This window comes from Protofrankia symbiont of Coriaria myrtifolia, from assembly GCF_900634755.1.
GTDB lineage: Bacteria > Actinomycetota > Actinomycetes > Frankiales > Frankiaceae > Protofrankia > Protofrankia coriariae.
On the sequence record NZ_CAAAFS010000316.1, the window covers coordinates 23,979 to 45,598 of the forward strand.

The 21,620-nt window shown below is 71.1% G+C and carries 17 protein-coding genes; 2 read left to right on the top strand and 15 right to left on the bottom strand.

Features of this window, described 5'->3' with window-relative positions; genetic code table 11:
• Positions 1-423: 423 nt before the first annotated feature.
• The 11 genes from groL to CM1CMNOD_RS18315 all read right to left on the bottom strand — a co-directional run bounded on the left by groL (position 424) and on the right by CM1CMNOD_RS18315 (position 13,027).
• The gene (gene groL, locus CM1CMNOD_RS18265; protein WP_013875066.1) at positions 424-2,067 is read right to left on the bottom strand and encodes a chaperonin GroEL; all 1,644 of its coding nucleotides are present in this window, start codon (positions 2,065-2,067) and stop codon (positions 424-426) included.
• Positions 2,068-2,409: 342 nt separating this feature from the next.
• Complete coding sequence (gene groES / locus CM1CMNOD_RS18270; RefSeq protein WP_043604033.1) at positions 2,410-2,718, bottom strand: co-chaperone GroES; 309 nt, start codon at positions 2,716-2,718, stop codon at positions 2,410-2,412.
• A gap of 218 nt (positions 2,719-2,936) precedes the next feature.
• Positions 2,937-3,902, bottom strand: a complete 966-nt coding sequence (locus tag CM1CMNOD_RS18275; protein ID WP_013875068.1) for a UDP-glucuronic acid decarboxylase family protein — start codon at positions 3,900-3,902, stop codon at positions 2,937-2,939.
• Complete coding sequence (locus CM1CMNOD_RS18280; protein ID WP_237702863.1) at positions 3,899-4,234, bottom strand: hypothetical protein; 336 nt, start codon at positions 4,232-4,234, stop codon at positions 3,899-3,901. Before CM1CMNOD_RS18280 ends, CM1CMNOD_RS18275 begins: the two co-directional genes overlap by 4 nt.
• 167 nt (positions 4,235-4,401) lie before the next feature.
• Positions 4,402-5,433 carry a tRNA (adenosine(37)-N6)-threonylcarbamoyltransferase complex transferase subunit TsaD gene (gene tsaD / locus CM1CMNOD_RS18285; protein WP_013875070.1) on the bottom strand — a complete coding sequence of 344 codons (1,032 nt, stop codon included), beginning with the start codon at positions 5,431-5,433 and terminating at the stop codon, positions 4,402-4,404.
• Positions 5,430-6,137, bottom strand: a complete 708-nt coding sequence (gene rimI, locus CM1CMNOD_RS18290; RefSeq protein ID WP_013875071.1) for a ribosomal protein S18-alanine N-acetyltransferase — start codon at positions 6,135-6,137, stop codon at positions 5,430-5,432. The genes tsaD and rimI overlap by 4 nt, the downstream gene beginning before the upstream one ends.
• A gap of 154 nt (positions 6,138-6,291) precedes the next feature.
• On the bottom strand, positions 6,292-7,227 hold the full coding sequence (gene tsaB / locus CM1CMNOD_RS18295; RefSeq protein WP_013875072.1) for a tRNA (adenosine(37)-N6)-threonylcarbamoyltransferase complex dimerization subunit type 1 TsaB: 936 nt from the start codon (positions 7,225-7,227) through the stop codon (positions 6,292-6,294).
• Between the two features lie 119 nt (positions 7,228-7,346).
• The gene (gene tsaE, locus CM1CMNOD_RS24520) at positions 7,347-7,964 is read right to left on the bottom strand and encodes a tRNA (adenosine(37)-N6)-threonylcarbamoyltransferase complex ATPase subunit type 1 TsaE (protein ID WP_043607130.1); all 618 of its coding nucleotides are present in this window, start codon (positions 7,962-7,964) and stop codon (positions 7,347-7,349) included.
• 406 nt (positions 7,965-8,370) lie between these two features.
• Entirely contained in the window at positions 8,371-9,597 is a 1,227-nt protein-coding gene (locus CM1CMNOD_RS18305; RefSeq protein ID WP_013875074.1) for an alpha/beta fold hydrolase, read from the bottom strand.
• On the bottom strand, positions 9,594-10,922 hold the full coding sequence (gene alr / locus CM1CMNOD_RS18310) for an alanine racemase (protein WP_013875075.1): 1,329 nt from the start codon (positions 10,920-10,922) through the stop codon (positions 9,594-9,596). Before alr ends, CM1CMNOD_RS18305 begins: the two co-directional genes overlap by 4 nt.
• A gap of 581 nt (positions 10,923-11,503) precedes the next feature.
• Positions 11,504-13,027, bottom strand: coding sequence for an NAD(P)H-hydrate dehydratase (locus tag CM1CMNOD_RS18315; RefSeq protein WP_013875076.1), 1,524 nt, complete (start codon positions 13,025-13,027; stop codon positions 11,504-11,506).
• Positions 13,028-13,411: 384 nt separating this feature from the next.
• Here CM1CMNOD_RS18315 and CM1CMNOD_RS21955 point away from each other — a divergent pair, with 384 nt between their 5' ends.
• Positions 13,412-13,957, top strand: coding sequence for an SWIM zinc finger family protein (locus CM1CMNOD_RS21955; protein WP_013875077.1), 546 nt, complete (start codon positions 13,412-13,414; stop codon positions 13,955-13,957).
• A gap of 1,049 nt (positions 13,958-15,006) precedes the next feature.
• Here CM1CMNOD_RS21955 and glmS read toward each other — a convergent pair.
• The 4 genes from glmS to rplM form a co-directional block, all read right to left on the bottom strand.
• Positions 15,007-16,917 (bottom strand): glutamine--fructose-6-phosphate transaminase (isomerizing), encoded by a 1,911-nt coding sequence (gene glmS / locus CM1CMNOD_RS18325; RefSeq protein WP_013875079.1) that lies wholly within the window; start codon positions 16,915-16,917, stop codon positions 15,007-15,009.
• Positions 16,918-17,116: 199 nt separating this feature from the next.
• Entirely contained in the window at positions 17,117-18,463 is a 1,347-nt protein-coding gene (glmM, locus tag CM1CMNOD_RS18330; protein ID WP_013875080.1) for a phosphoglucosamine mutase, read from the bottom strand.
• 405 nt (positions 18,464-18,868) lie between these two features.
• Positions 18,869-19,276, bottom strand: coding sequence for a 30S ribosomal protein S9 (rpsI, locus tag CM1CMNOD_RS18335; protein ID WP_013875081.1), 408 nt, complete (start codon positions 19,274-19,276; stop codon positions 18,869-18,871).
• Positions 19,277-19,310: 34 nt separating this feature from the next.
• A complete protein-coding gene (gene rplM / locus CM1CMNOD_RS18340; protein ID WP_013875082.1) occupies positions 19,311-19,754 on the bottom strand; it encodes a 50S ribosomal protein L13 in 444 nt (147 codons plus the stop codon).
• Positions 19,755-20,088: 334 nt separating this feature from the next.
• On the opposite strand from rplM, the gene CM1CMNOD_RS18345 reads away from it, so the two are divergent.
• A complete protein-coding gene (locus tag CM1CMNOD_RS18345) occupies positions 20,089-21,618 on the top strand; it encodes a hypothetical protein (protein WP_013875083.1) in 1,530 nt (509 codons plus the stop codon).
• The last annotated feature ends 2 nt before the right edge of the window (positions 21,619-21,620 follow it).

Genomic DNA, 21,620 nt, shown 5'->3' on the forward strand with positions numbered 1-21,620 from the left:
GACCCCACCGAGTGGACCACCCGCGATGTGTGACCACCGCGCCGCGGGGACCCACGGCGAACGCGTCAGAGGCCCGGCAGGACGGTCAGTGTCGTCCTACCGGGCCTCTGACGCGTATTTCACGATGCTGTCTTCGCGGCGTCGCCTCCGGCGTTGCCGTCTGTCTCCGGCGTTCCGTACGCCGGAGACAGACGGTGCCGGGGCATCCAGGCTCCGGGGAGAAGATCCCTGGAGCCTGGGGGTGGGGACAGGCCCCTTACCGACAGGTCCCTTACCGACAGGTCTTTGCCGGTGGTTCCTTTGCCGGTGACTCCCTACCGGTAAGGGACCTGTATCGATCAGAACTCGTACTGGCGGCTGCCCGTACCGCTCAGGCCGTGTGCCCAGCGGAGGCGGCATACGGCCGTGGGCGGTTCCGCACGGTCAGAACGCCGGTCCGTGCGAGTGCGAGTGCCCACCGTGGCTGTGGCCGTGGCCGGCCTCCGCCTCGGGCTTGGCCGGCTTCTCCGTGACCAGGCTCTCGGTCGTGATGAGCAGCGCAGCGATCGACGCGGCGTTCACCACGGCTGACCTGGTCACCTTCACCGGGTCGACCACGCCGTCCGCGATCAGGTTGGTGAACTCGCCGCGAGCGGCGTTGAAACCGCTGCCGACCGGCTGCTCCTTGACCTTGGAGACGATCACTGCACCTTCGTGACCGGCGTTGCGCGCGATCCAGATCAGCGGGGCGTCGAGCGCGTCCCGGACGATGCGCACTCCGGCCAGTTCGTCCCCGGTGCGGCCCAGGCCGTCGGCGAGCGCCGCGGCCGCGTGCACCAGAGCCGACCCGCCACCGGCGACGATGCCCTCCTCCACCGCGGCGCGGGTGGCCGAGACAGCGTCTTCCAGACGGTGCTTCTTCTCCTTGAGCTCGACCTCGGTGGCCGCGCCGACCGTGATCACCGCGACCCCGCCGGCGAGCTTGGCGACCCGCTCCTGCAGCTTCTCGCGGTCCCAGTCCGAGTCGGTGGTCTCGATCTCGCTGTGGAGCTGGCGGACCCGGTCGGCAACGCTCGCCTCGTTACCGAAGCCGTCGATGATGGTCGTGCTGTCCTTGTCGACGACGATCCGGCGAGCCCGGCCGAGGTCGTCCAAGCCGACGGAGTCGACCTTCAGGCCCACCTCGGAGGCGACGACCTGCCCGCCGGTGAGCACGGCGATGTCCTGCAGGATCGCCTTGCGCCGGTCGCCGAAACCGGGGGCCTTGACCGCGACGACCTGGAAGGTCTTGCGGACGGCGTTGACGACCAGGGTCGACAGCGCCTCACCCTCGACGTCCTCGGCGATGATCAACAGCGGCTTGCGGGCCTCCACCACCTTCTCGAGCAGCGGGAGGATGTCGCTCAGCACGCTGATCTTGCCGGGATACAGCAGCACGTAGGCGTCCTCGAGGACGGCCTCCATGCGGTCGGCGTCACTGACGAAGTACGGGGAGATGTAGCCCTTGTCGAACTGCAGCCCCTCGGTGAGCTCGAGTTCCAGGCCCAGGGTCTGGCTCTCCTCGACGGTGATCACACCGTCCTTGCCGATCCGGTCGATCGCCTCGGCGATCAGCTCGCCGACCTTCGTGTCCTGCGCCGAGATGGCGGCGACGTGGGCGATGACCTCTTTCGAGTCGACCTCGATGGCCTGCTCCAGCAGGGCCTTCGAGACGGCCTCGACAGCGGCCTCGATACCGATCTTAAGCGCCAGCGGCGGCGCCCCGGCCACCACCTGGCGCAGACCGCTGCGGACCAGCGCCTGCGCGAGGACGGTGGCGGTGGTGGTGCCGTCGCCGGCGACGTCGTTGGTCTTGGTGGCGACTTCCTTGGCGAGCTGCGCACCCAGGTTCTCGTTGGGGTCGGTCAGCTCGACCTCACGCGCGATCGTCACCCCGTCATTGGTGATCGTCGGCGCGCCGTAGGACTTGTCGATGACGACGTTGCGGCCACGCGGGCCGATCGTCACCTTCACAGCGTCCGCGAGGGCGTCCACACCATGTTCAAGGGCATGGCGGGCGTCCTCGCCGAACGACAGGATCTTGGGCATTTAGGTGGTCCTCCCGAACCGGCTCAGGGCGTGCCCTGGAATCCCTTCGGGCCCCCGGGCACGCGCGGAAAGCCGTGATCGTGCACCCTGGTGGCCCTGGGCCGGGTCCGGTGGATCGTCAGATCGCGCGAATCGGCGCCTGGACGACAGCCGTCCGCATCGACCGATGCCCACCGGGCACGGCCCGATGGCGAGCGGGCGTGTTTCGCCGATCCGGACGAACAGCTGCATACAGATGCATATGGACGAATACGGACGGGTACAGCTGTGCATATCGTCCGAATATCGCCCGGGTGCCGTCCGGGCTGGCGAAACACGCCCTTGAGGATCCTTGCCGGATACCTACTTCTCGATGATCGCCAGAACGTCGCGAGCGGAGAGAACCAGGTACTCTTCGCCGGCGTACTTGACCTCGGTGCCGCCATACTTGCTGTACAGCACGACATCGCCGACCTTGACGTCGAGCGGGACCCGCTTGCCATCCTCGAAACGGCCTGGGCCCACCGCGAGGACAGTGCCCTCCTGCGGCTTCTCCTTGGCCGTGTCCGGGATCACAATGCCCGACGCGGTGGTCTGCTCGGCATCGGACGGCTGTACGACAATGCGATCTTCGAGCGGCTTGATCGCAACCTTGGTGGCGGTCGTCACGATCGACCTCCCCCTTCCTGCGCTGGATGAGAGAGCGACCCTGGCGGCCTGCCGTCGCGGGTGAACAGGCGCCTGTCGTCGCTGGCACTCTCACGTGCCGAGTGCCAACTTAGCACCCGTCCCGCCCACGTCAACCAACACGGCCAGAACTGTCAAGAGCGGCCCGCGCGACGACGGGGCAGCAGCGGGGCAGCGGTCCCGCCAACCTGGCCGGGGTTCCGTCAGCCTGGTCGGTCGACGTCCGGGCGGGCGACGTCCGGATGCTCACGGAACCAGGAGACCGTGCTGTCGAGCCCGCTGCGCAGGTCGACGGCAGGCTCCCAGCCCAGGATCCGCCGGGCCAGGGAGATGTCGGGCTGACGGACCGTCGGATCGTCCTCGGGACGAGGAACGAACGTGATGGGAGACTCGCTCTTGACCACCTCGCGGACCAGCTGCGCGAGCTCAAGAATGGGCAGCTCGTGCGGATTACCGATGTTCATCGGGCCGGGATGACCGGAAAACGTCATCCGCACGATTCCCTCCACCAGGTCGTCGACATATATGATCGACCGGGTCTGACTTCCGTCACCGGCGACGGTGATGGGTTCACCGCGCAGTGCCTGGGTCGCGAAGGTGGGAATCGCCCGGCCGTCGTTGGGGCGCATCCGCGGCCCATGGGTATTGAAGATCCGGATAATTCCGGCATCCACGCCGTGACTGCGCCGGTAGGCCATGGTGAGCGCCTCGCCGAACCTTTTCGCCTCGTCGTACACGCCCCGCGGCCCCACCGGGTTGACATGGCCCCAGTAGTCCTCCGACTGCGGATGGATCTGCGGATCCCCATAGACCTCCGAGGTGGACGCCAGCACGAACCGCGCCCGTTTCTCCTTGGCGAGACCGAGAGCGTGCAGGGTGCCGATCGAACCGACCTTCAGGGTGTGAATCGGTAGATTCAGGTAGTCAATGGGGCTCGCCGGTGACGCAAAATGCAGCACATAGTCGACCGAGCCAGCAATATGAACATAATCAGTCACATCACAGCGGACGAGTCGGAAGTGCTCGTGCCCGGTCAGATGCGCGACATTCGCCGGGGTCCCGGTGATGAAGTTGTCCAGGCAGACGACCGCATGACCCTCGTCGAGCAGCCGTTCGCACAGGTGTGATCCCAGAAAGCCGGCACCGCCGGTGACAACGCTTCTTTTCATCGGTCTCCCCACCGGTCACTGATATCCGGTCCGGGTGACGATACGCGCTCAAAGTCCCATGCCTGTCCCGAACGCGCGAGCAGCCCCGATGGAATGTTCGCGACAACGGACGCGTGATCACGCCGCGTCGCGCCACCGGCCTCCACCGGAGCAGCCGCCGAGGGCCCGGTCCCGAACGGGTGGAAAAGGACCACCACGACGTCGCTGTTGTCGCCGACCCCCCGGTAGATCTCCGCCGCGGTACCCGCCAGGGCCTGACCGAGCCAGCCCACCAGCTCGTCCACCCGCCCTGGCGCCGCCCGCGCCTCCCACATACGCGTCACACCAGCCACAGCATCCATCTTCGACCAGAGCGGCGTGTGACCGAAAACACCAACCAGGCAACCGTCCGCCACCATGCTCTGTCCGCGCTCTGTCCGCGCCGATCCGCGACCCTGGCAGGCGTCCGCGTCTCCCCTCTCCCGCAGGCAACAGTCACGTCACGCGGGAAGCGGCCCGGTCAGAACGGGAGGGTCGAGGAGGCGGGGATGTCCAGGGGGGACGGGGGCACACCAGCCTCGACCTGGAGGGAGCCGAGGGCCGCGACCATCGCGCCGTTGTCGGTGCACAGCCCGGGCCGGGGTACCCGCAGCGTGATGCCGGCGGCCTCGCAGCGGGCCTCCGCCAGGGCCCGCAGCCGGCTGTTCGCCGCCACCCCGCCGCCGACCACCAGCGTGTCCACGCCGTGGGCCCGGCAGGCCGCGACCGACTTCGCGGTCAGCACGTCCACGACCGCCTCCTGGAAGGACGCGGCGACGTCGGCGACGGGCACCGGCTCACCGGCCCGCCCCCGCGCCTCCACCCACCGGGCCACCGCCGTCTTCAGCCCGCTGAAGGAGAAGTCGAAGGTGCCGTCGGCCGCCTTGGCACGCGGGAAGGGGATCGTCGGGCTGCCGTCGCGAGCCGCCCGGTCGATGGGCGGGCCGCCCGGGAACGGCATGCCCAGCAGCCGGGCGACCTTGTCGTACGCCTCACCGGCGGCGTCGTCGACGGTCGCTCCGAGCGAGTTCACCTCGCCGCGGGCGAGATCCGGGACGAGCAGCAGCGACGAGTGCCCGCCGGAGACCAGCAGCGCGATCGACGGCCCTGGCAGCGGCCCGTGCTCAAGGGTGTCGACCGCCACGTGCGCGGCCAGATGATGGACGCCGTGGAGCGGGACGCCGAGCGCGAGCGCGTACGCCTTGGCCGCCGCCACCCCGACCAGCAGCGCACCGGCGAGGCCAGGACCGGCGGTGACCGCGACCGCGTCCACGTCGCGGTGGCGCAGCCCCGCCTGGGACAGCGCCCGGTCCACCGTGGGCACCATCGCCTCGAGGTGTGCGCGGGCGGCGATCTCGGGGATGACCCCGCCGTAACGGGCGTGCTCGTCGACGGAGGAGGCGAGCGTGTCCGCGAGCAGCACCCCGCCGCGGACCAGGCCCACCCCGGTCTCGTCGCAGGAGGTCTCGATCCCCAGCACCAGCGGCGCGTCCCCGGCGCGGCGCCCGCTCACCTCGACACCGCCTGCTCGGCCGCGTCCAACATCCTGCCGTAGTCACCGGTGTGTATTCGGTCGGCCGACATCACGTAGGCGTCGGCCCCGGACGGCTGGTAGTAGCCCCTGCGTACCCCGAGCTCGACGAACCCCAGCCGCCGGTACAGAGACTGGGCCACGGCGTTGTCGGTGCGTACCTCCAGCTCGCAGCGGCGGGCGTCCCGGGTGCGGGCGTGGCGCAGCAGCGCGACCAGCAGCCGGGTGGCGACACCGCGGCCACGGGCGTCCGCGGCGACCCCGAGGGTCTGTATGTAGGACTCGTCGTCGTGTACCGCGAGCCCTCCATAACCGATGATCTGGTCGTCGCGGACGGCGGTCAGATAGTGCCGCGCCGCGCCCTGGGCCAGCTCGGACCAGAACAGCTCGGGCGTCCACGCGTCCTCGGCGAAGATCTTCCGTTCCAGGACGACGATGTCGCCAAGATGCCACCAGCGCAGTGGCTCGAACACGACCTGGCCGACCTGACCGCGCCGAACAGCGTCCGCGGCGGGAGCGGCGCCGTTCCCGGGGACGGAGACATCCCCAGGAACGCCGTCTGCGTCCCGGGGGGCGGCCACGTCACGCGGGCTTCTCGCGTCCAGACGAACATCGTCGGTGATGGGAACGTTGTTCCCGGTCTGCTGAAGATTGTCCGTGTCATCCGGCGGAATGGGGGAATTCACGATCGCTCTCCGGGTGGGGCCCAGGTGAGGGCACTCCGATGATCGGACAGCCGGTGCGTCAGGACAGCCGTACACGCTCGATGATCCTTCATGTCACATGACCACCGCGCACGGCCGCTCCTCATCCGGGCGTTCGGATGCCTCGCCCGGGCACTCATACGGCGACCGCCTTTGGCGGGTGTGGCTCGGCCGCGTCCGGCCGGCGCAGGTACAGCGGGACCAGCGGTGCTGGCGGCCGGCGGGCGAGAACGTCGGCGGCGGCCAACCGGGCGAGAACGACCGGCGAGGGGTAGCCGGGATCGGCCGTTCGCGGCGGCCCGGGAGTCTGGCCCGGGCCCGCGCCGCTCCGCGTTCCGGAGCCTGTACCAGCGCGTGTATCCGGGCCCGCGCCGGTCCGTGCGCCCGTTGCGGAGGCCGGAGCGGAAGCCGGAGTGGAGGCCGGCCACGGATGCGGGCCGGGGCCTGCGAGGTCGGCGAACACGTCCGGGTACAGCGCCGCTCCCGGGCCGACCAGCCGGCTGGCGGACATCTCGCGCAGCGCGTCGACGACGGCCCGCGGCCGGTCCACGAAGGGCCCAGCGACGCGTGCGCCGTCCGCGTAGACCGCCCAGTAGACCTCACGGCGTCGCGCGTCGGTCGCCACGGCCACCCGGCCCGTGAGGCCGGCGCCGACACCGTCGAGCGAACAGATGCCATAGGCGGGCTTACCGAGAGCGTCCGCGAATGCCCCCGCGGTCACCACCCCCACCCGCAGGCTCGTGAACGGGCCGGGCCCGAGGCCCACCACCACGCCGTCGAGATCGGCGGGACGTACCGCCGCCTCGTCGAGAACCTCCCGGACCAGCGGTACGAGCAGTTCGGCATGCCGTCGCGGATCGACGACCTGGCGCGCCGCCCGGCCCGTCACGACGACGGCCTGCCCTCCCACGACCGCCCTCGCCTCGGACCCGTCGGCCTCGGTCACCGCGGGCTGTCCGGCCGTGGCCGGCGTGGCTGCCGCGTCCGACAAGCCGGGCGGGTACCCGTGAGCTACGTCGACGAGCGCGACGGAGCAGGCGGGTGTCGCCGTGTCAAGAGCGATGAGCAGCACGTCCGCCAGCCTAGCTGGTCACCAACCGCGAAATCACTCCATGATCCATCATGGACGGCTCGGCTCCGGCCGGTGCGGCGAGGCCGGCAGAGCCGACGAAGTCGGCGGAACCGGCGGGCTCACTGCCGTCCCGCCGACGATGGCAACGGCACCAACAACGACAGGCGCCGCGGCCAGTCCCCGCCGCTGCCAGCCATGCGGATCACGCGCTGTCCCCCGGCATCGGGCACCCCACCCGTATCAGCGGCGCCGGCGGCCTCCGCGCTGGCCGGGGCACCCACGCTGTCACCGGCGTCCGCGCTGATGGAGGCGTCACTGACGGAGGTGTCCGTGGCGGTGGGAGACGCCGGTGCCGCGTCCTCGGGACGGGCGATCTCCACCCGTAGATGTGTGCCGGCCAGCCCCTCCACCAGGCCCGAGCCCCATTCGACCACGGTCACGGACCGTTCGACGTCGGCATCGAGATCGATGTCCTCGACCTCGGCGAGCCCGCCCAGGCGGTAGGCATCCACATGCACCAGGGGCACCCGGCCGCCCCGGTGCACCCGGGCGATCACGAAGGTTGGGGAGGTGACCGCCCCGGCAACGCCCAGGCCCGCGGCAACACCTTGGACGAACACGGTCTTGCCGGCGCCGAGCGGCCCGGCGAGGATCACGAGGTCGCCCGCGCGCAGCACGGCGGCCAGCCGCCTGCCGACCTCGCGGGTGTCATCGGCCTCCTCGGCCTCGACCACCAGCCCGCCTCCCCTGCTCCTGGCCCTGGCCACAACAACGCCGGCGCGCGGGGAGGCACGAGGGGGCAGGGGTGTATCCGGGCCACTCACAACATCCACCTCACGAGATCACGCTCACACCTGTCGCACGCATGCCGTCACATCCAGGCCATCACGTTCAGGCCGTCATGTTCACGCCCTCGGGCCACAACTTCGTCCCCACGGACGCTGGTGGGCGATACCTGCCGTCCATGTCCTGTCCGGCTCCGTTCACACCAGAGGCTGTCGTACCGGTGGTGTCGCCGCCGCGGCGGGTCCGTGTCCCGTCCCGCTCACACCCCACGACGCACAGGCGTCGACATCAAGGGCTGGTCAGGGCCGCCGGACGGCGTCGCCGCTGTCGTACCCACGGGCGTCGGCCGCGGAGTACTCATGCGCGGATGTCGTCTGTCCCGTGGTCCCGGGGAGCGGGCACGATCGGGTTGTCCGGGTGCGGCCGACGTACCCTCGCCCGCTGGATGAGGGTACGCAGCGCCGCGTTGACCTCGTCCGGGCGCTCCAGGAGGACGCTGTGGCCGGCGTTGGGCACGACCACCAGGTCCGCCTCGGGGAGCGCTGCGGCGAGCGTACGGCTGTGTTCCACCGGGGTCATCACATCGGCGTCACCGACGAGGATCAGTGTCGGCGTCGTCACCAGCACCGCCGCGGCAAGCAGCTTGTTGTGAGAGACCAGCGCGGGTAAGAAGGCCGCGACCACGTGCAGCGGCGTGGCGGTCACCATCTTCTCCAGGAGCGACACCACGGCCGGTTCCACCTCGCTCGAGCCGAAGCCGACCCGGCGGGTGATGACCCAGGCCAGGTCACCGCTGTGGCGGCGGCCCCGTTCCAGCAGCGACGGGGCGTAGCGCATGCCGATCGCGAGGCCGGGCAGGCAGGCGCGCAGCGCCAGCGTGGCCGTCGCGGGCAGACCGAAGGTGACCGTCGCCAGGCTACCGGCGCTGGTCGACACGAGGGCAACCCCGACGATCCGGTCCTCGAACAGTTCCGGGTGGGCGTCGGCCAACGCGAGGATCGTCATCCCGCCCATCGAGTGCCCGACGAGCACCACCGGGCCGGTCGGCACCACCTCGCCAAGCACCCGGTACAGATCGTCACCAAGCTGGTCGATCGTGCACCCCGCGAGCTCCGAGGAGCCCGATGCGCCGTGTGCCCGCTGGTCGTAGAACACCAGCCGACCGCAGTCGGCTAAGTCCCGGCGTTGGAACGTCCAGCAGTCGAGGCTGACACAGAAGCCGTGCACGAACACGATGGTGAGCGGTGCGTCGGCGTCGCCGACGATCTCCACGTGTAACGGCACCCCGTCAGAGGTGATCACCGTGGTCGGCCGTCCGCCGACCGGGTCGACCGGCTCCTCCTCGGCCGCGCCGGCCCGCTCGGCACGGATACGCGCCAGCCGCCGTTCCGCCGCCGTGCCTATGACGGCCGCCGTGACCAGGCCCGTGACCCCCGCCGCCCGGGCCGCCCGCGTCCAGGTGATGGCACGGCTCACCCGGACGACACCGCCGCCGATACCGAGGAGCCGATCGGCCACCGTGGCCCGTGCGGCGCCGCCCGCACCGCCCGCTTTCACACCGTCTGTTTCCAGGGAAGCGCTCATGACGGGAGCCATCCTGGCGCTGACGGGCCGGCACCGGGAAGGCCTGGACCGGACGAACCAGCGCCGGACAGACCGGCATCAGACGGGCCGACAGCGGCCGGCGCGCTGCCGGCCATTCCGGGAGCGGGCCGGGCGGCGCCCGGCCCGCCTGGGGCCTGCCGGCCGGTGCCCCGCGGCCCGTCGGAGGCGTTCAGGTGGACGCGGGGCACCCGGACACCGACCCTGGTGACGATCTCGTAGTTGATCGTGCCGAGGGCGTCCGCCCAGTCCTGTGCGGTGGGTTCGCCGTGCTCCCCCGACCCGAACAGGATCACCTGGTCGCCGGCCTGGACCGGATCATCGCCGACGTCGACCACGAACTGGTCCATGCAGACGGTTCCGGCTATCCGCCGGCGTCGGCCCGCGAGCAGCACCTCGGCGGTGTTGCCGGCCGCCCGCGGGACGCCGTCGGCGTACCCGAGCGGTACCAGTCCAAGGGTCGACGCCACGGCGGTGGTGTACCGGTGGGCGTAGGACACCCCGCTGCCCGCCGGTACCCGTTTGGCCAGCGCGAGCCGGGCGGTCAACGTCATGGCCGGACGCAGGCCCAGGGCCGCGGGCGAACCGACCTGCGGCCCTGGCGACAGCCCGTACACGGATATTCCCGGACGTACCATGTCGAAACGGGCATCCGGGCTGACCAGCGTCGCCGCCGAATTGGCCAGATGACGCACCTGCGGACGCAGACCGGTCTTCTCGGCGATGGTGACCGCGTCGGCGAAACGCCCGATCTGGCCGCGGACGGTCGGATGGCCGGGCGAGTCGGCGAAGGCCAGATGGCTCCACACGCCAGTCACTTCGATCAGGTCCTCGGCGGCCAGCGCCGCCGCCGCGTCGCACAGGGATGGCCAGTCCGCCTCGGTGGCGCCGCCTCGGCCCAGGCCGGTGTCGGCCTTGAGGTGGACGCGGGCTCGCCGGCCGGTGTGTCGGGCAGCCGCGGCGATCTCCGCCAGCATCCAGGGAGCCGACGCGGAGAGGTCGATGTCGGCGGCGAGCGCGTCGGCGAGCGGTTCTCCCGGGGCGGTGAGCCAGGCGAAGACCGGGACAGTGAAACCGGCGGCACGCAACGCGAGCCCCTCTTCGATGACGGCGACCCCGAGCCAACTCGCGCCCGCCTCCACAGCGGCGCGTGCGCACGCGGACATCCCGTGCCCGTAGCCGTCGCTCTTCACCACCGCCATGGTCGCGGCGTTCCCGGCGCGGGCGACCAGGGTCGCCACCGACGCACGGACCGCGTCCAGGTCCACGATGGCGCAGGCGCGCAAACCTTCACTCTGCGTTGTCATCCGGAGCCTTCCTGACCTGTTCGGCCAGTTGTGTCGACCCGTGTCGGGATGTCGTGGCGCGCCGCACTTCGACGGTAACAAGATCGTCGGAGTCGCCGGTGCCCGAGCGGGAGACCCTGAGATCATTTCACCTCACCTCGTCACGGCCGGTGGACCGTGGCGTGCTGCGACGGCCGGGCCCGGCCGGGATGTCAGCGCCGGGATGTCGATGACAGCACAGCCGACGGTGCCCTGCCGAGGCCGCCGGCCGGGGCTGTGGACAACAGCCGGTTGTCCACAGGTGCGCCGCGGGGCTGGCGCACCGGGGACACGGAGCGCACCGTCGGGGTATCGCCCTGGGCTGTTCACCCCGGCGACGACAGACAGCACGATCACGCTTTTCCGCGCCCGGGATCCCCGCGGCCACAGGCTGCCTCCCGGTGCTCCGGCGGCCGGTCCGTCACGCCGCGGACGCCAGGCCACGAGGCCCAGGCAACCGGAAGCCGCCGATCACTAACAACTGATCACTAACAGGAGGAGCCGTGCGACAGACAGGACAACGGACGCAAGGAGCCACGACTGTCGATGTCGGCCCCCGGCCGTCACCGCGTCCGGCGCTGCCGCAGCAGCGCGGGCAGGTCGGACGCCGCCAGCGGACGGCCCGCGCGCGAGGCCGCCCGGCCGTGCAGATGGGCGCCCACGCTGCCAGCGTCCAGCGCATCGAGGCCACCGGCGAGCAACGAGCCGCACAGGCCGGTCAGGACGTCCCCGCTGCCGGCCGTGGCAAGCCATGGCGTGCCCGTGGTGTTCACCCGTGCCAGCCCGTCCCGGTCGACGATCAGGGTGCGATTGCCCTTCAGCAGAACGGTCGCGCCGAGTTCGGCAGCGCAGCGGCGCACCACCGCGAGCCGGTCCGCGGCCAGTTCGCCCACGGTCGTCTCCGTGTTCCAGCCGAGTGCCGCCACGAGCCGGACGAACTCGCCTTCGTGCGGTGTGAGCAGGGTCGGCGCGGCGCGCTCCCGCAGCGCGCGAGCGTATCCGGCATCCTGGGCCAGCACGCCCAGAGCGCCGGCGTCGAGCAGCAGGGGAACGTCGGCGGTCAGCAGGGCGGCCACGATCCGGGCGGTGTGCCCGTCCGCGGGCAGCCCCGAACCAACGGCCCACACCTGTACCCGCCCGGCCGCGAGGACGGCGTCGGCGTCACCGGGGTCGATCTCGGTGACGACCGCTTCGGGATGCGCCCTGCGTACGTGGTCGGCGGCCACCCGGGTGCTGACCACCCGCAGGTAGCCCGCGGCCGCGCGCAGCGCCCCGCCGGTGGCGAGCACGGCCGCACCCGGGTAGCTGTCACTGCCCGCGACCAGGCCCAGCACCCCGCGGGTGTACTTGGAGTCCGTCGACGCGGGGACGGGCAGGAGGAGGTCCGCGTCTGCGTCGTCCAGCGCGACAAGGTCCGCGGCCGGGAGGGTGAGACCGATGTCGACCAGTTCCACCTCGCCCGCGTGCTCCGCCCCGGCCCCGACCAGCAGGCCACGCTTGTAGGTGCCGAAGGTCACCGTGCTGCTCGCGTGGATCGCCGGGCCGACCACCGCCCCGGTGTCGCTGTCCACCCCGCTCGGGACGTCCACGGCGACGGTCCGTTCCCGGGGGGCGCGTACCGCCAGCCAGGCGTACCCCGGCCGCAGACCGCCCTTGCCACCGATACCGAGCAGACCGTCAAGGACGAGGTCGGCCGTGGCGAGCAGCCGTGCGGCCGTGTCGTCACCGGCCGGTGTCCCAGGCCCCGGCGGCTGCCCGTCAGCCGGCTCGGGGCCGGGCACCGTGTGCAGGCGGCCACCCGCGGCGAGCAGCGCCGCCGTCCCGGCGGGATGCGTCCGGCCCGGGGCGAGCGCGTCCACCCGGGCGCCCCGGGCGGCCAGCCGCGCGCCCGCCCACAGCGCGTCGCCGCCGTTGTCGCCGCCACCGGCCAGCACAACGACCCGGGCGCCGTACACTCGCCCGAGTCGGCGGGCCGCGTGGGACAGCAGCCCGTGCACGGCCCGCTGCATCAGCAGGCCCGGGGGCAGGCTGGCGAGCAGCCGCGCCTCGGCCTGACGGACCTGAGCGACGGTGTGCGCAGACCTCATGCCGCCATGCTCTCGTCTTTCCCGGCGGGCCGTCCCGCCCGTCCCCTCGATGCCCACGGACAACCGGCCGGTACCCACGCGGAGACGATGGTCCTCGGCAGACGGCCAGCGGCCACGTCGCAGCGCTTGTGGTCAGCTTTCCGCGGCAACGGGCGCCACGGCCGTGCGCCCGAGCCTGCCAGGCACGGGCACGGCGGCGGCTCGTGCCACGGCCGGTCACCGGTCGCGGCTGTGGCGCGAGCGCACGGCCGTCGCGGGATCACGTCGTCCGTGCGCCGCGACAGTGGACCGGGCCGACCGCCAGGGCCGCGCACCAGGGCCGTGAGCTGTGGCCGACCGCCAGGGCCGCGTACCCGCAGACGGCATGTCTCGTAGAATTACCCGATGATCGTCAACCAGTCGGGGCCAAACGGACATGACGACATCGCCATCACACCGTTGCATGCAGTCTTCGACGAGGACGAGTGCGCGCGCCTTGCGGGCCTGGGCGAGTTCACCCGCGGCGTCGCCCTCGCGTTGCAGGGACGGGTCGGCGACCTGAGAATCCGGCCGAGCAGCGCGTCCGGCACCGTGGACGGCGACCAGCTCACCCACACCCAGCTCTCGGTGATCGACGGAACACCGGGCTCGACCTGCACCTGTCCGACCGGCGCCGTCGAACAGTTCTGCGCGCACGCCGTCGCGCTGGCGCTGGTGGCCACGGGCGCCATCGACCCCGACGAGGACAGCGACGACGGCTTCTACGACGCCGACGGCCAGCCCATCGACCTGCGTGACTTCCTCGAGAGCCTGGACGGGCCGGCACTGGTCGACCTGGTGGTCGACCAGTGCCGCCGTCAACGACGTCCTGGCCATGGATCTGCGCGAGGCCGCGGCACGCTGGCGGCGTCCGCATCCGATCGGATGAGTCCCGGTCCCGACCCGGCCTGAACCGAGCCCAGCGGCCACGGGCTGTAGTGCGTCCCTCGACGTCCACCGACAGAGACATCCACGCGGGAGGCCTACCAGACGACCAGAAGGGATGTTTCCTCCCGACAGCCCACCGCCGCCGGTAGCGGCCTGTCGCCGCGGACGCGGGGTCACGGCGCCCGCGGCGACGGTCGACAGTCCCGTCGGATACGGGACCTGGACCGCCAGGGCGGGGCGTGCACGAACGGGCGGACGATCCAGCCATACGATCCCGATGATCATCGGCTGGCCGGACCACCCGTGGACACGCCCGCGGTACGGACGGCGACAGCGGCCGGTGGTCAACCGTGGGCCACACGCCCGCGGCTGACCGTGGTCGGCGGGTCAGCAGCGGCGCGATCATGTTCTTCCCGCGCCCGGCGAGCCCGTCGGATCGGCTTTACCGGCCGGGCGGGCTCGAGAACCAGTCCAGTCATCCGCGGGAGCTGGGCCGCCCGAATCGCTCGCGGGAGCCGGTGCATCTGATTTTGTTCCGGTTCTGTTCCCCTTACGGCCCTCGGGCGGCGCTCCTCATGCCCGGGGAGCCGACCGGCCCGTCCGTGAGCCTGGAGAAAGTTTCTTAGCCGGCATTGACTCAGGTCAACAGAAGAACGCCAGCCAGCCGGATTTGTCGCCGATTTCACTCCGAAAACCAAATATTCGACAACTTGTCATGCTGCTCCCGACGATCCCTCGATGAATCCTCAACAGGACCCCGTAGATCAGCGGAGCGGATCCGTGGAACAGATCGGTGGCGAGGCCTCGGCGCAGCGACCCCGACGCAGCGAGCCCAACGGAGATATACCGTTCACCACCTGGATGAACCAGGGCCGGCACATCCGCCCCACCACCTTATCCGCCCACCATCGGGCGACAGGCCCGGCCGGCACGAACAAAGCCTGGTCAGCGCGGATACGCGACGAGCTGGGAACGGAAGCTGGGACAGACCGTCCCGTCCTCGTCAGCCCGGTCCCAGCCGTCCTGTACAGGATCCGGTCGGCACCGGCCTCGCGACGACCCGCCCGCGGTGGCTACTCGACGGTGACGGACTTGGCGAGATTTCGCGGCTGGTCGACATCGAGGCCGCGGGCGAGAGCCAGCTCGCAGGCGAAGACCTGCAACGGCAGCGTCGTCACCAGCGGGGCGAACAAGGTCGGCGTCGCCGGCACCCGGATCAGATGCTCGGCGTAGGGCTCCACAACGGTGTCGCCCTCCTCCGCGATGACGATGGTCCGCGCACCGCGGGCCCGAACCTCCTGGATGTTGGAAACAATCTTGCTGTGCAGGTGCGAACGCCCCCGCGGAGACGGCACCACGACGACGACCGGCAGCCCCTCCTCGACGAGCGCGATCGGGCCGTGTTTGAGTTCCCCGGCCGGGAAACCCTCGGCATGCATGTAGGCGAGCTCCTTGAGCTTGAGAGCGCCCTCCAGAGCGACCGGATAGCCGACGTGCCGGCCGAGGAAGAGCACGGCCCTGGCGTCGGCGAGGGTGCGGGCAAGCGCCCGCATCGGTTCGATCGTGGCCAGGGTCTGGCGCACCAGGGCGGGCATGGCCTGCAGCTTCTCGACGTACCGGGCGACCTCGTCGCCGTAGAGCACCCCCCGGACCTGCGCCAGGTACAACCCGACCAGCAGGCACGCGGCCACCTGGCCGAGGAAGGTCTTCGTCGAGGCCACCCCGACCTCGGGGCCGCAGCGGGTGTACAGGACGGCGTCGGACTCCCGCGGGATCGTCGACCCGTTCGTGTTGCAGATCGCCAGCACCCGGGCCTTCTGCTCCCGGGCGTGCTTGACCGCCATCAGGGTGTCGAGCGTCTCACCGCTCTGGCTGATGGCCACGACAAGCGTGGAACGGTCCAGGACCGGGTCGCGGTAGCGGAACTCCGAGGCCATCTCCACCTCGCAGGGCAGCCGCGTCCAGTGTTCGATGGCGTATTTGGCGATGAGTCCGGCGTGGTAGGCCGTGCCGCAGGCGACGATGAACACCTTGTCCACGTCACGGAAGTCCTGGGCGGACAGGCGTTCCTCGTCGAGGACGATCTCGGCGTCGTTGGAGAGGCGTCCACGCAGGGTGTCGGCGAGGGCGGTCGGCTGCTCGCTGATCTCCTTGAGCATGAAGTAGGGGTGGCCGCCCTTCTCCGCGGCGCTGGCGTCCCAGTCGACGTGGTACGGACGGCCCTCGACCGGGTTGCCGGCGAAGTCGGTGATAGTCACGCCATCGCGGCGGGCCTCGACGATCTGGTCCTGGCCGATCTCCACGGCGCTGCGGGTGTGCGCGATGAAGGCCGCGACGTCACTGGCCAGGAAGGTCTCGTCGGCGCCGACGCCGACCACGAGCGGGCTGTTGCGCCGCGCCCCGACCACCACGTCGGGATGGTCCCGGTGCACCACGACCAGCGTGAAGGCGCCTTCCAGACGGCGGCACACCCGGCGGAAGGCCTCGGTCAGCCGGCTCGCCCCGGCCGTCTCGGCTCCCTCAGCGGCCCCAGCCCCAGCGGTCCCGTCCGGGGCGCTCACCGCGGCGAGTTCGTCCTCCAGCAGGTGCGCGACGATCTCGGTGTCGGTCTCGCTGGCGAGTTCGTGCCCGTCGCGCTCGAGGCCGGCCCGCAGGCTCGCGAAATTCTCGATGATCCCATTGTGGATCACGGCGATGGCGCCGGTGCAGTCGGTGTGCGGATGCGCGTTGGTGTCCGTCGGCCCGCCGTGCGTCGCCCAGCGGGTATGACCGATACCGACGGTTCCCCGCGGGCTGGTCGCCGATTCGGCCAGCGCCTTTTCCAGGTTGGCCAGTTTGCCCGCTCTGCGCAGAGTATGCAGCCCGCCGTCGACGACCACGGCCACGCCCGCCGAGTCGTAGCCCCGGTATTCCAACCGGCGAAGCCCGGCCAGAGCCACCTCGAGCGCGGGCTGTCCCCCGATGTACCCGATGATCCCACACATGCGGTCAGCGTACGCAATCAGCGGCCCGGGCCCACCGGAGAGGACTCATTACGTGCCTTTGCGTTCGCTGACGGTAATAGCCGCGTTCGCCGCTGGTAATAGCGCTTCGGACGCGCGAGCCCGCGGGCAGCGCGGTGGGCGCCTCAACCAGGGCTCCTCAACCAGGGCTCCTCAACCAGGACGCCTCAACCAGGGCTCCTCAGCCCAGGGCGTCGCGGACGATCGCGGCCAGGCGGGTGGCGACCGCCTGGGCCTGCTCCCCGGTCGGCGCCTCCACCATGACCCGGACCAGCGGTTCCGTGCCGGACGGACGCAGCAGGACCCGGCCGTCGTCCCCGAGCTCGGCCGCGGCCGCGGCGACCGCGGCGGCGAGCTCCGGCGACGTGGACACCTTCGACCGGTCCACACCCGAGACGTTGACGAGCACCTGCGGCAGCCTCGTCATGACCTTGGCGAGCTCCGCGAGCGGACGCTGCGTCTCGGCCATCCGGCCGAGCACCTGCAGGGCGGTCAGCAGCCCGTCCCCGGTCGTCGCATGCTGGAGGAAGAGGACGTGCCCGCTCTGCTCCCCGCCGAGGGCAAGCCCTCGTTCGCGCATGGCCTCCAGGACGTAGCGGTCGCCGACCGGGGTCGCGACCACGTTGATCCCGGCATCCCGCATTGCGTGGTGGAAGCCCAGGTTCGACATCACCGTCACCACGACCGTGTCGTCGGTGAGCTCGCCGTGCTCGCGCAGCCCCAGCGCGGACAGGGCGAGGATCTGGTCGCCGTCGACGATCTCGCCGTTGGCGTCCACGGCCAGGCACCGGTCGGCGTCGCCGTCGTGCGCAATACCGACGTCGGCGCCGTGTTCGAGCACCGCCGCCTGGAGGGCCTGAAGATGGGTGGCGCCGCAACCGTCGTTGATCCGGGTGCCGTCCCCGTCCGCGTGCAGGGCGACCACGTCGGCCCCGGCGTCCCGCAGCACGCGCGGCGCCAGCGTGTACGCGGCTCCCTGTGCGCAGTCGACCACGACCCGCAGGCCGGTCAGCGCGGCGGGAACGGCCGCCAGCAGGAACCGCGCGTACCCTTCGACAAGGGCCTGATCGTCGCGGACCCGGCCGATGGCCGCACCGGTGGGACGGTTGGGCACCGGCGCGGCGAGGCGTTCGGCGATCTCGTCCTCGATTTCGTCCGGCAGCTTCTGCCCGCCCGCGGCGAACAGTTTGATGCCGTTGTCCGGCATCGGGTTGTGGCTTGCCGAGAGCATCACGCCGAGGTCTGCCCCCGAACTGATGACCGCGTGCGCCACCGTGGGCGTGGGAACCACCCCGATGCGCAGCACGTCCGCGCCGGCCGAGGCGAGCCCGGCGACGACCGCAGCCTCCAGGAACTCCCCCGAGGGACGGGTGTCCCGTCCGACCACCACGGTCGGGCGCCCGGAGCCGGGCGGACGATGCTCGGTGAGCACCCCCACGGCTGCCGCCGACAGCCCCAGCGCCAGTTCGGCCGTGAGATCGACGTTGGCGACCCCGCGAACGCCGTCGGTACCGAAAAGCCTCACCATGTGGTCACCGCCGTCAGCTCATCCCGTGTCGGACGTCACCCGCGGACCGCGGTCCCGCCGGATTCCCCGGGACCTGTCGAGGGCATGAATGAAGACCATGGCCGCACGCTCGCCAGGCCACCGGCATCGTGACGGCCCGCGGGCGCGCGAGGGAAAGCGCGAACGCGCTCTTCGTACACGCTCCTCGGCCCGGCGAATGCCCTGGGAGCTTCCGGACGCGTGCGAAGAAGCTCGATCACACGCTCGTCACCCCAGGACACGCCTGGGGTATGCGAACACGCAAGGAGAAGCATAGACGCGCGCTCCGTAGCCCGGGTGGATGCCACGCGGGCTACGGAGCGCGCAAACGATATTCCGAACGAACGGTCCGAACGAGCAGGACGAAGCGGGGGCGATCCCGGAACGTCAGCGCTTGCTGTACTGGGGTGCCTTCCGGGCCTTCTTCAGGCCGTACTTCTTCCGTTCCTTGACCCGGGCGTCCCTGGTCAGGAAACCGGCCTTCTTCAGCACCGGGCGGGATTCCTCCTCAGCGGTGATCAGCGCCCGGGCGAGCGCGAGCCGCAGCGCGCCGGCCTGGCCGGAGACCCCACCGCCATGCAGCCGCGCGACCACGTCGTAGGACTCGGCCCGGTCCACCGCCTTGAGCGGCTCGTTGACCAGCTGCTGGTGCACCTTGTTGGGGAAGTAGTCCTCCAGGGAGCGCCCGTTGAGAATCCACTTGCCGCTGCCTGGCAGCAGGCGTACCCGGACAACGGCCTCCTTGCGCCGGCCGGTGGCGCGGGGATTGCCCTGGGTGTCGGTCACGACAGCCACGTCGTCTGTCCTTCCTGGTCAGATGGTCCGCGGCTTACTGCGCGACCTGGGTGATTTCAAACGGCTGGGGCTGCTGGGCCTGGTGCGGATGCGTCGGCCCGGCGTAGACCTTCAGCTTGGTGCCCTGCGCCCGGCCCAGCTTGTTCTTCGGCAGCATGCCCTTGACGGCTTTCTCGATGATGAGCTGCGGCCGGGTGTCCAGCAGCAACCCGTAGGAGACGCTGCGCAGACCGCCGGGATAGCCGGAGTGGCGATGGTATTTGGCCTGCTCGCGCTTGTTGCCGCTGAGGGCCACCTTGCCGGCGTTCACGATGATGACGAAGTCGCCGGTGTCGATGTGCGGGGCGAACGTCGGTTTGTGCTTGCCACGCAGCAGATGGGCGGCCTGGCTGGCCAGCCTGCCGAGCACCACGTCCGTGGCATCGATGACATGCCAGGCACGCTGGACGTCTGTGGGCTTGGGCTGGTACGTGCGCACAGGTCTGCCTTTTCTTGTCAGCGGATGCGTGTCGTGCCTTCGAGTCGCTCAGGTGAGTGGCTCGGAAGCCGCCGGCTGCGTCAGGATGCGCGACCGAATACGGACCCCGCTACCTGCCATGAGCGGCAGTCTTTGAGGCTACCAGGCGATCGGCACGACCGACCGGAGACCCCCACGCACTGATCATCCATATAATGATCATTCAACATTACGAAGATCTGTCGGACATCGTAGTCTACGGGGGATGGACGAGAAGCCAGAGCAGCCACCAGGCGCCTCGGGAGACGCCGTCGAGGCTGTGGATCCAGTGGATCCAGCCGAGACGGTGGATCCAGTGGTTCCATGGGTCCCACCGGCGGACGACCCGCTGTTCGGCCCGCTGAACACGTTGCCGGCCTCCATCCGCAGACCCGTGTGGACGTCCGACGCCGGGATCTTCGACAGGACGGTCGCGGTCCAGCCGCTGGACAGTGTGCTCATGCCAGCCGCCACCCCGCCCACGACCCGCGAGACCGACTCCGCACCGCGGGACAACCAGCCGGCGGACGGGCAACCAGCGGAACAGCCAGCGGGCGAACGACCAGCGGCCGGCCAGCCGGCGGACGACGCACCGTCGACCAGCGCCAGCGGCTCGCCGGAGACGCCAGGCGGCGGCACAGCGCCGAAGGCGCCCACCAGCGGCACAGCGCCGGAGACGCCAGGCGGCGGAGGCGGAGGCGGCGTGACGCCAAGCAGGGACACGGTGCCAGTGGGCAGGAAGGACGGCGCCGCTGGCAAGCCGGCAGCCGGCTCTCCGGCACCCGCCACGACCCGGCTGCCGGCCGAAGCCCCGGAGCCCTCCGAGCCCCCGGTCCCACCGCGGGCCTCGGCACCGTCAGCGGCCTCGTCCCCCTCGAAGAGCTCAGCGCTACCGACGGTCCCGAACCCCTTGAAAGCCCCGGCACCGCCGGGGGATTCGGAGACCTCGACGGAAACCGCGGCAGCGCCGGCCACCCCGGCGTCGCCCGAAAGCCCCGCAAGCGTGCCCTCCGTTGGGGGGGACGCGCGCGACCAGCGCAACCAGACGGTCGCGTTCGTCCCACGGGCAGCCGCACCCGGCGCCGACGACGCCGGCCGTGGCCCCGCCAGCGGTACGGCTCCCCGTGGGCGGCGCCTGTCCATCGGCCGCCTCACCAGACCGATCATGATCATCGGTGCCGTCGCGGTCGTGCTCCTCGCGGCCATCGCCGTCCTGGCGGGTCGCGACCGGGACGATGCCAAAGGCCCGTCGGCCACGGCCAGCACCGCGCCGGCGGCCAACCCCAGCTTCATCAACAGTGCCCGGACGGACTCCGATCCGGTCACGGCAGCCGAGTTCTTCGGCTCCCCCCGGGTCACCCTCAACCTGCACACCTACACCCGGCTGGCGCACAAGCTGGACGCGGGCTGCCCGGACCTGACCGGCGAGCTCACCAACACGCTCTCGGGTGACCGGTGCCGGCAGCTCGTCCGGGCGGTGTACCTGTCCGAGCCGGACACCTCCGGACGTCGGGTGCTCGCGGCCACCTCGGTACTCGTCCTGAACGACGCGAGCACCGCCGTGAACGCGGCCAGGGCCGTCACCGAGGGCCGGGGCGGTGTACCGGCCCTGCCGGTGCCGGCCGAGTCGCTTCCCGGCGCGACGGTGACGAACCCGGCCGGTGACAACTCCTGGCGGACCGCCCCCGTGAGCGGGCACTATCTGATCGTGATCCAGCTGGCCTACACGGACGGGGCCGAGGGTGCCCCGACCGACCTGGCGCTGACCACGGCACGTCGTGACCTCGCCCTGCTGGCCAGCCAGCCGATCTCGCAGCGGGTCCTGGCCGGCCACGGGCCGCGCTGATT

Coding starts and splice junctions, on each gene's coding strand:
- groL (WP_013875066.1), bottom strand. CDS start 2,067: ATGCCCAAGATCCTGTCGTTCGGCGAGGACGCCCGCCATGCCCTTGAA.
- CM1CMNOD_RS18275 (WP_013875068.1), bottom strand. CDS start 3,902: ATGAAAAGAAGCGTTGTCACCGGCGGTGCCGGCTTTCTGGGATCACAC.
- CM1CMNOD_RS18305 (WP_013875074.1), bottom strand. CDS start 9,597: ATGAGCGCTTCCCTGGAAACAGACGGTGTGAAAGCGGGCGGTGCGGGC.
- alr (WP_013875075.1), bottom strand. CDS start 10,922: ATGACAACGCAGAGTGAAGGTTTGCGCGCCTGCGCCATCGTGGACCTG.
- CM1CMNOD_RS18315 (WP_013875076.1), bottom strand. CDS start 13,027: ATGAGGTCTGCGCACACCGTCGCTCAGGTCCGTCAGGCCGAGGCGCGG.
- CM1CMNOD_RS21955 (WP_013875077.1), top strand. CDS start 13,412: ATGATCGTCAACCAGTCGGGGCCAAACGGACATGACGACATCGCCATC.
- glmS (WP_013875079.1), bottom strand. CDS start 16,917: ATGTGTGGGATCATCGGGTACATCGGGGGACAGCCCGCGCTCGAGGTG.
- glmM (WP_013875080.1), bottom strand. CDS start 18,463: ATGGTGAGGCTTTTCGGTACCGACGGCGTTCGCGGGGTCGCCAACGTC.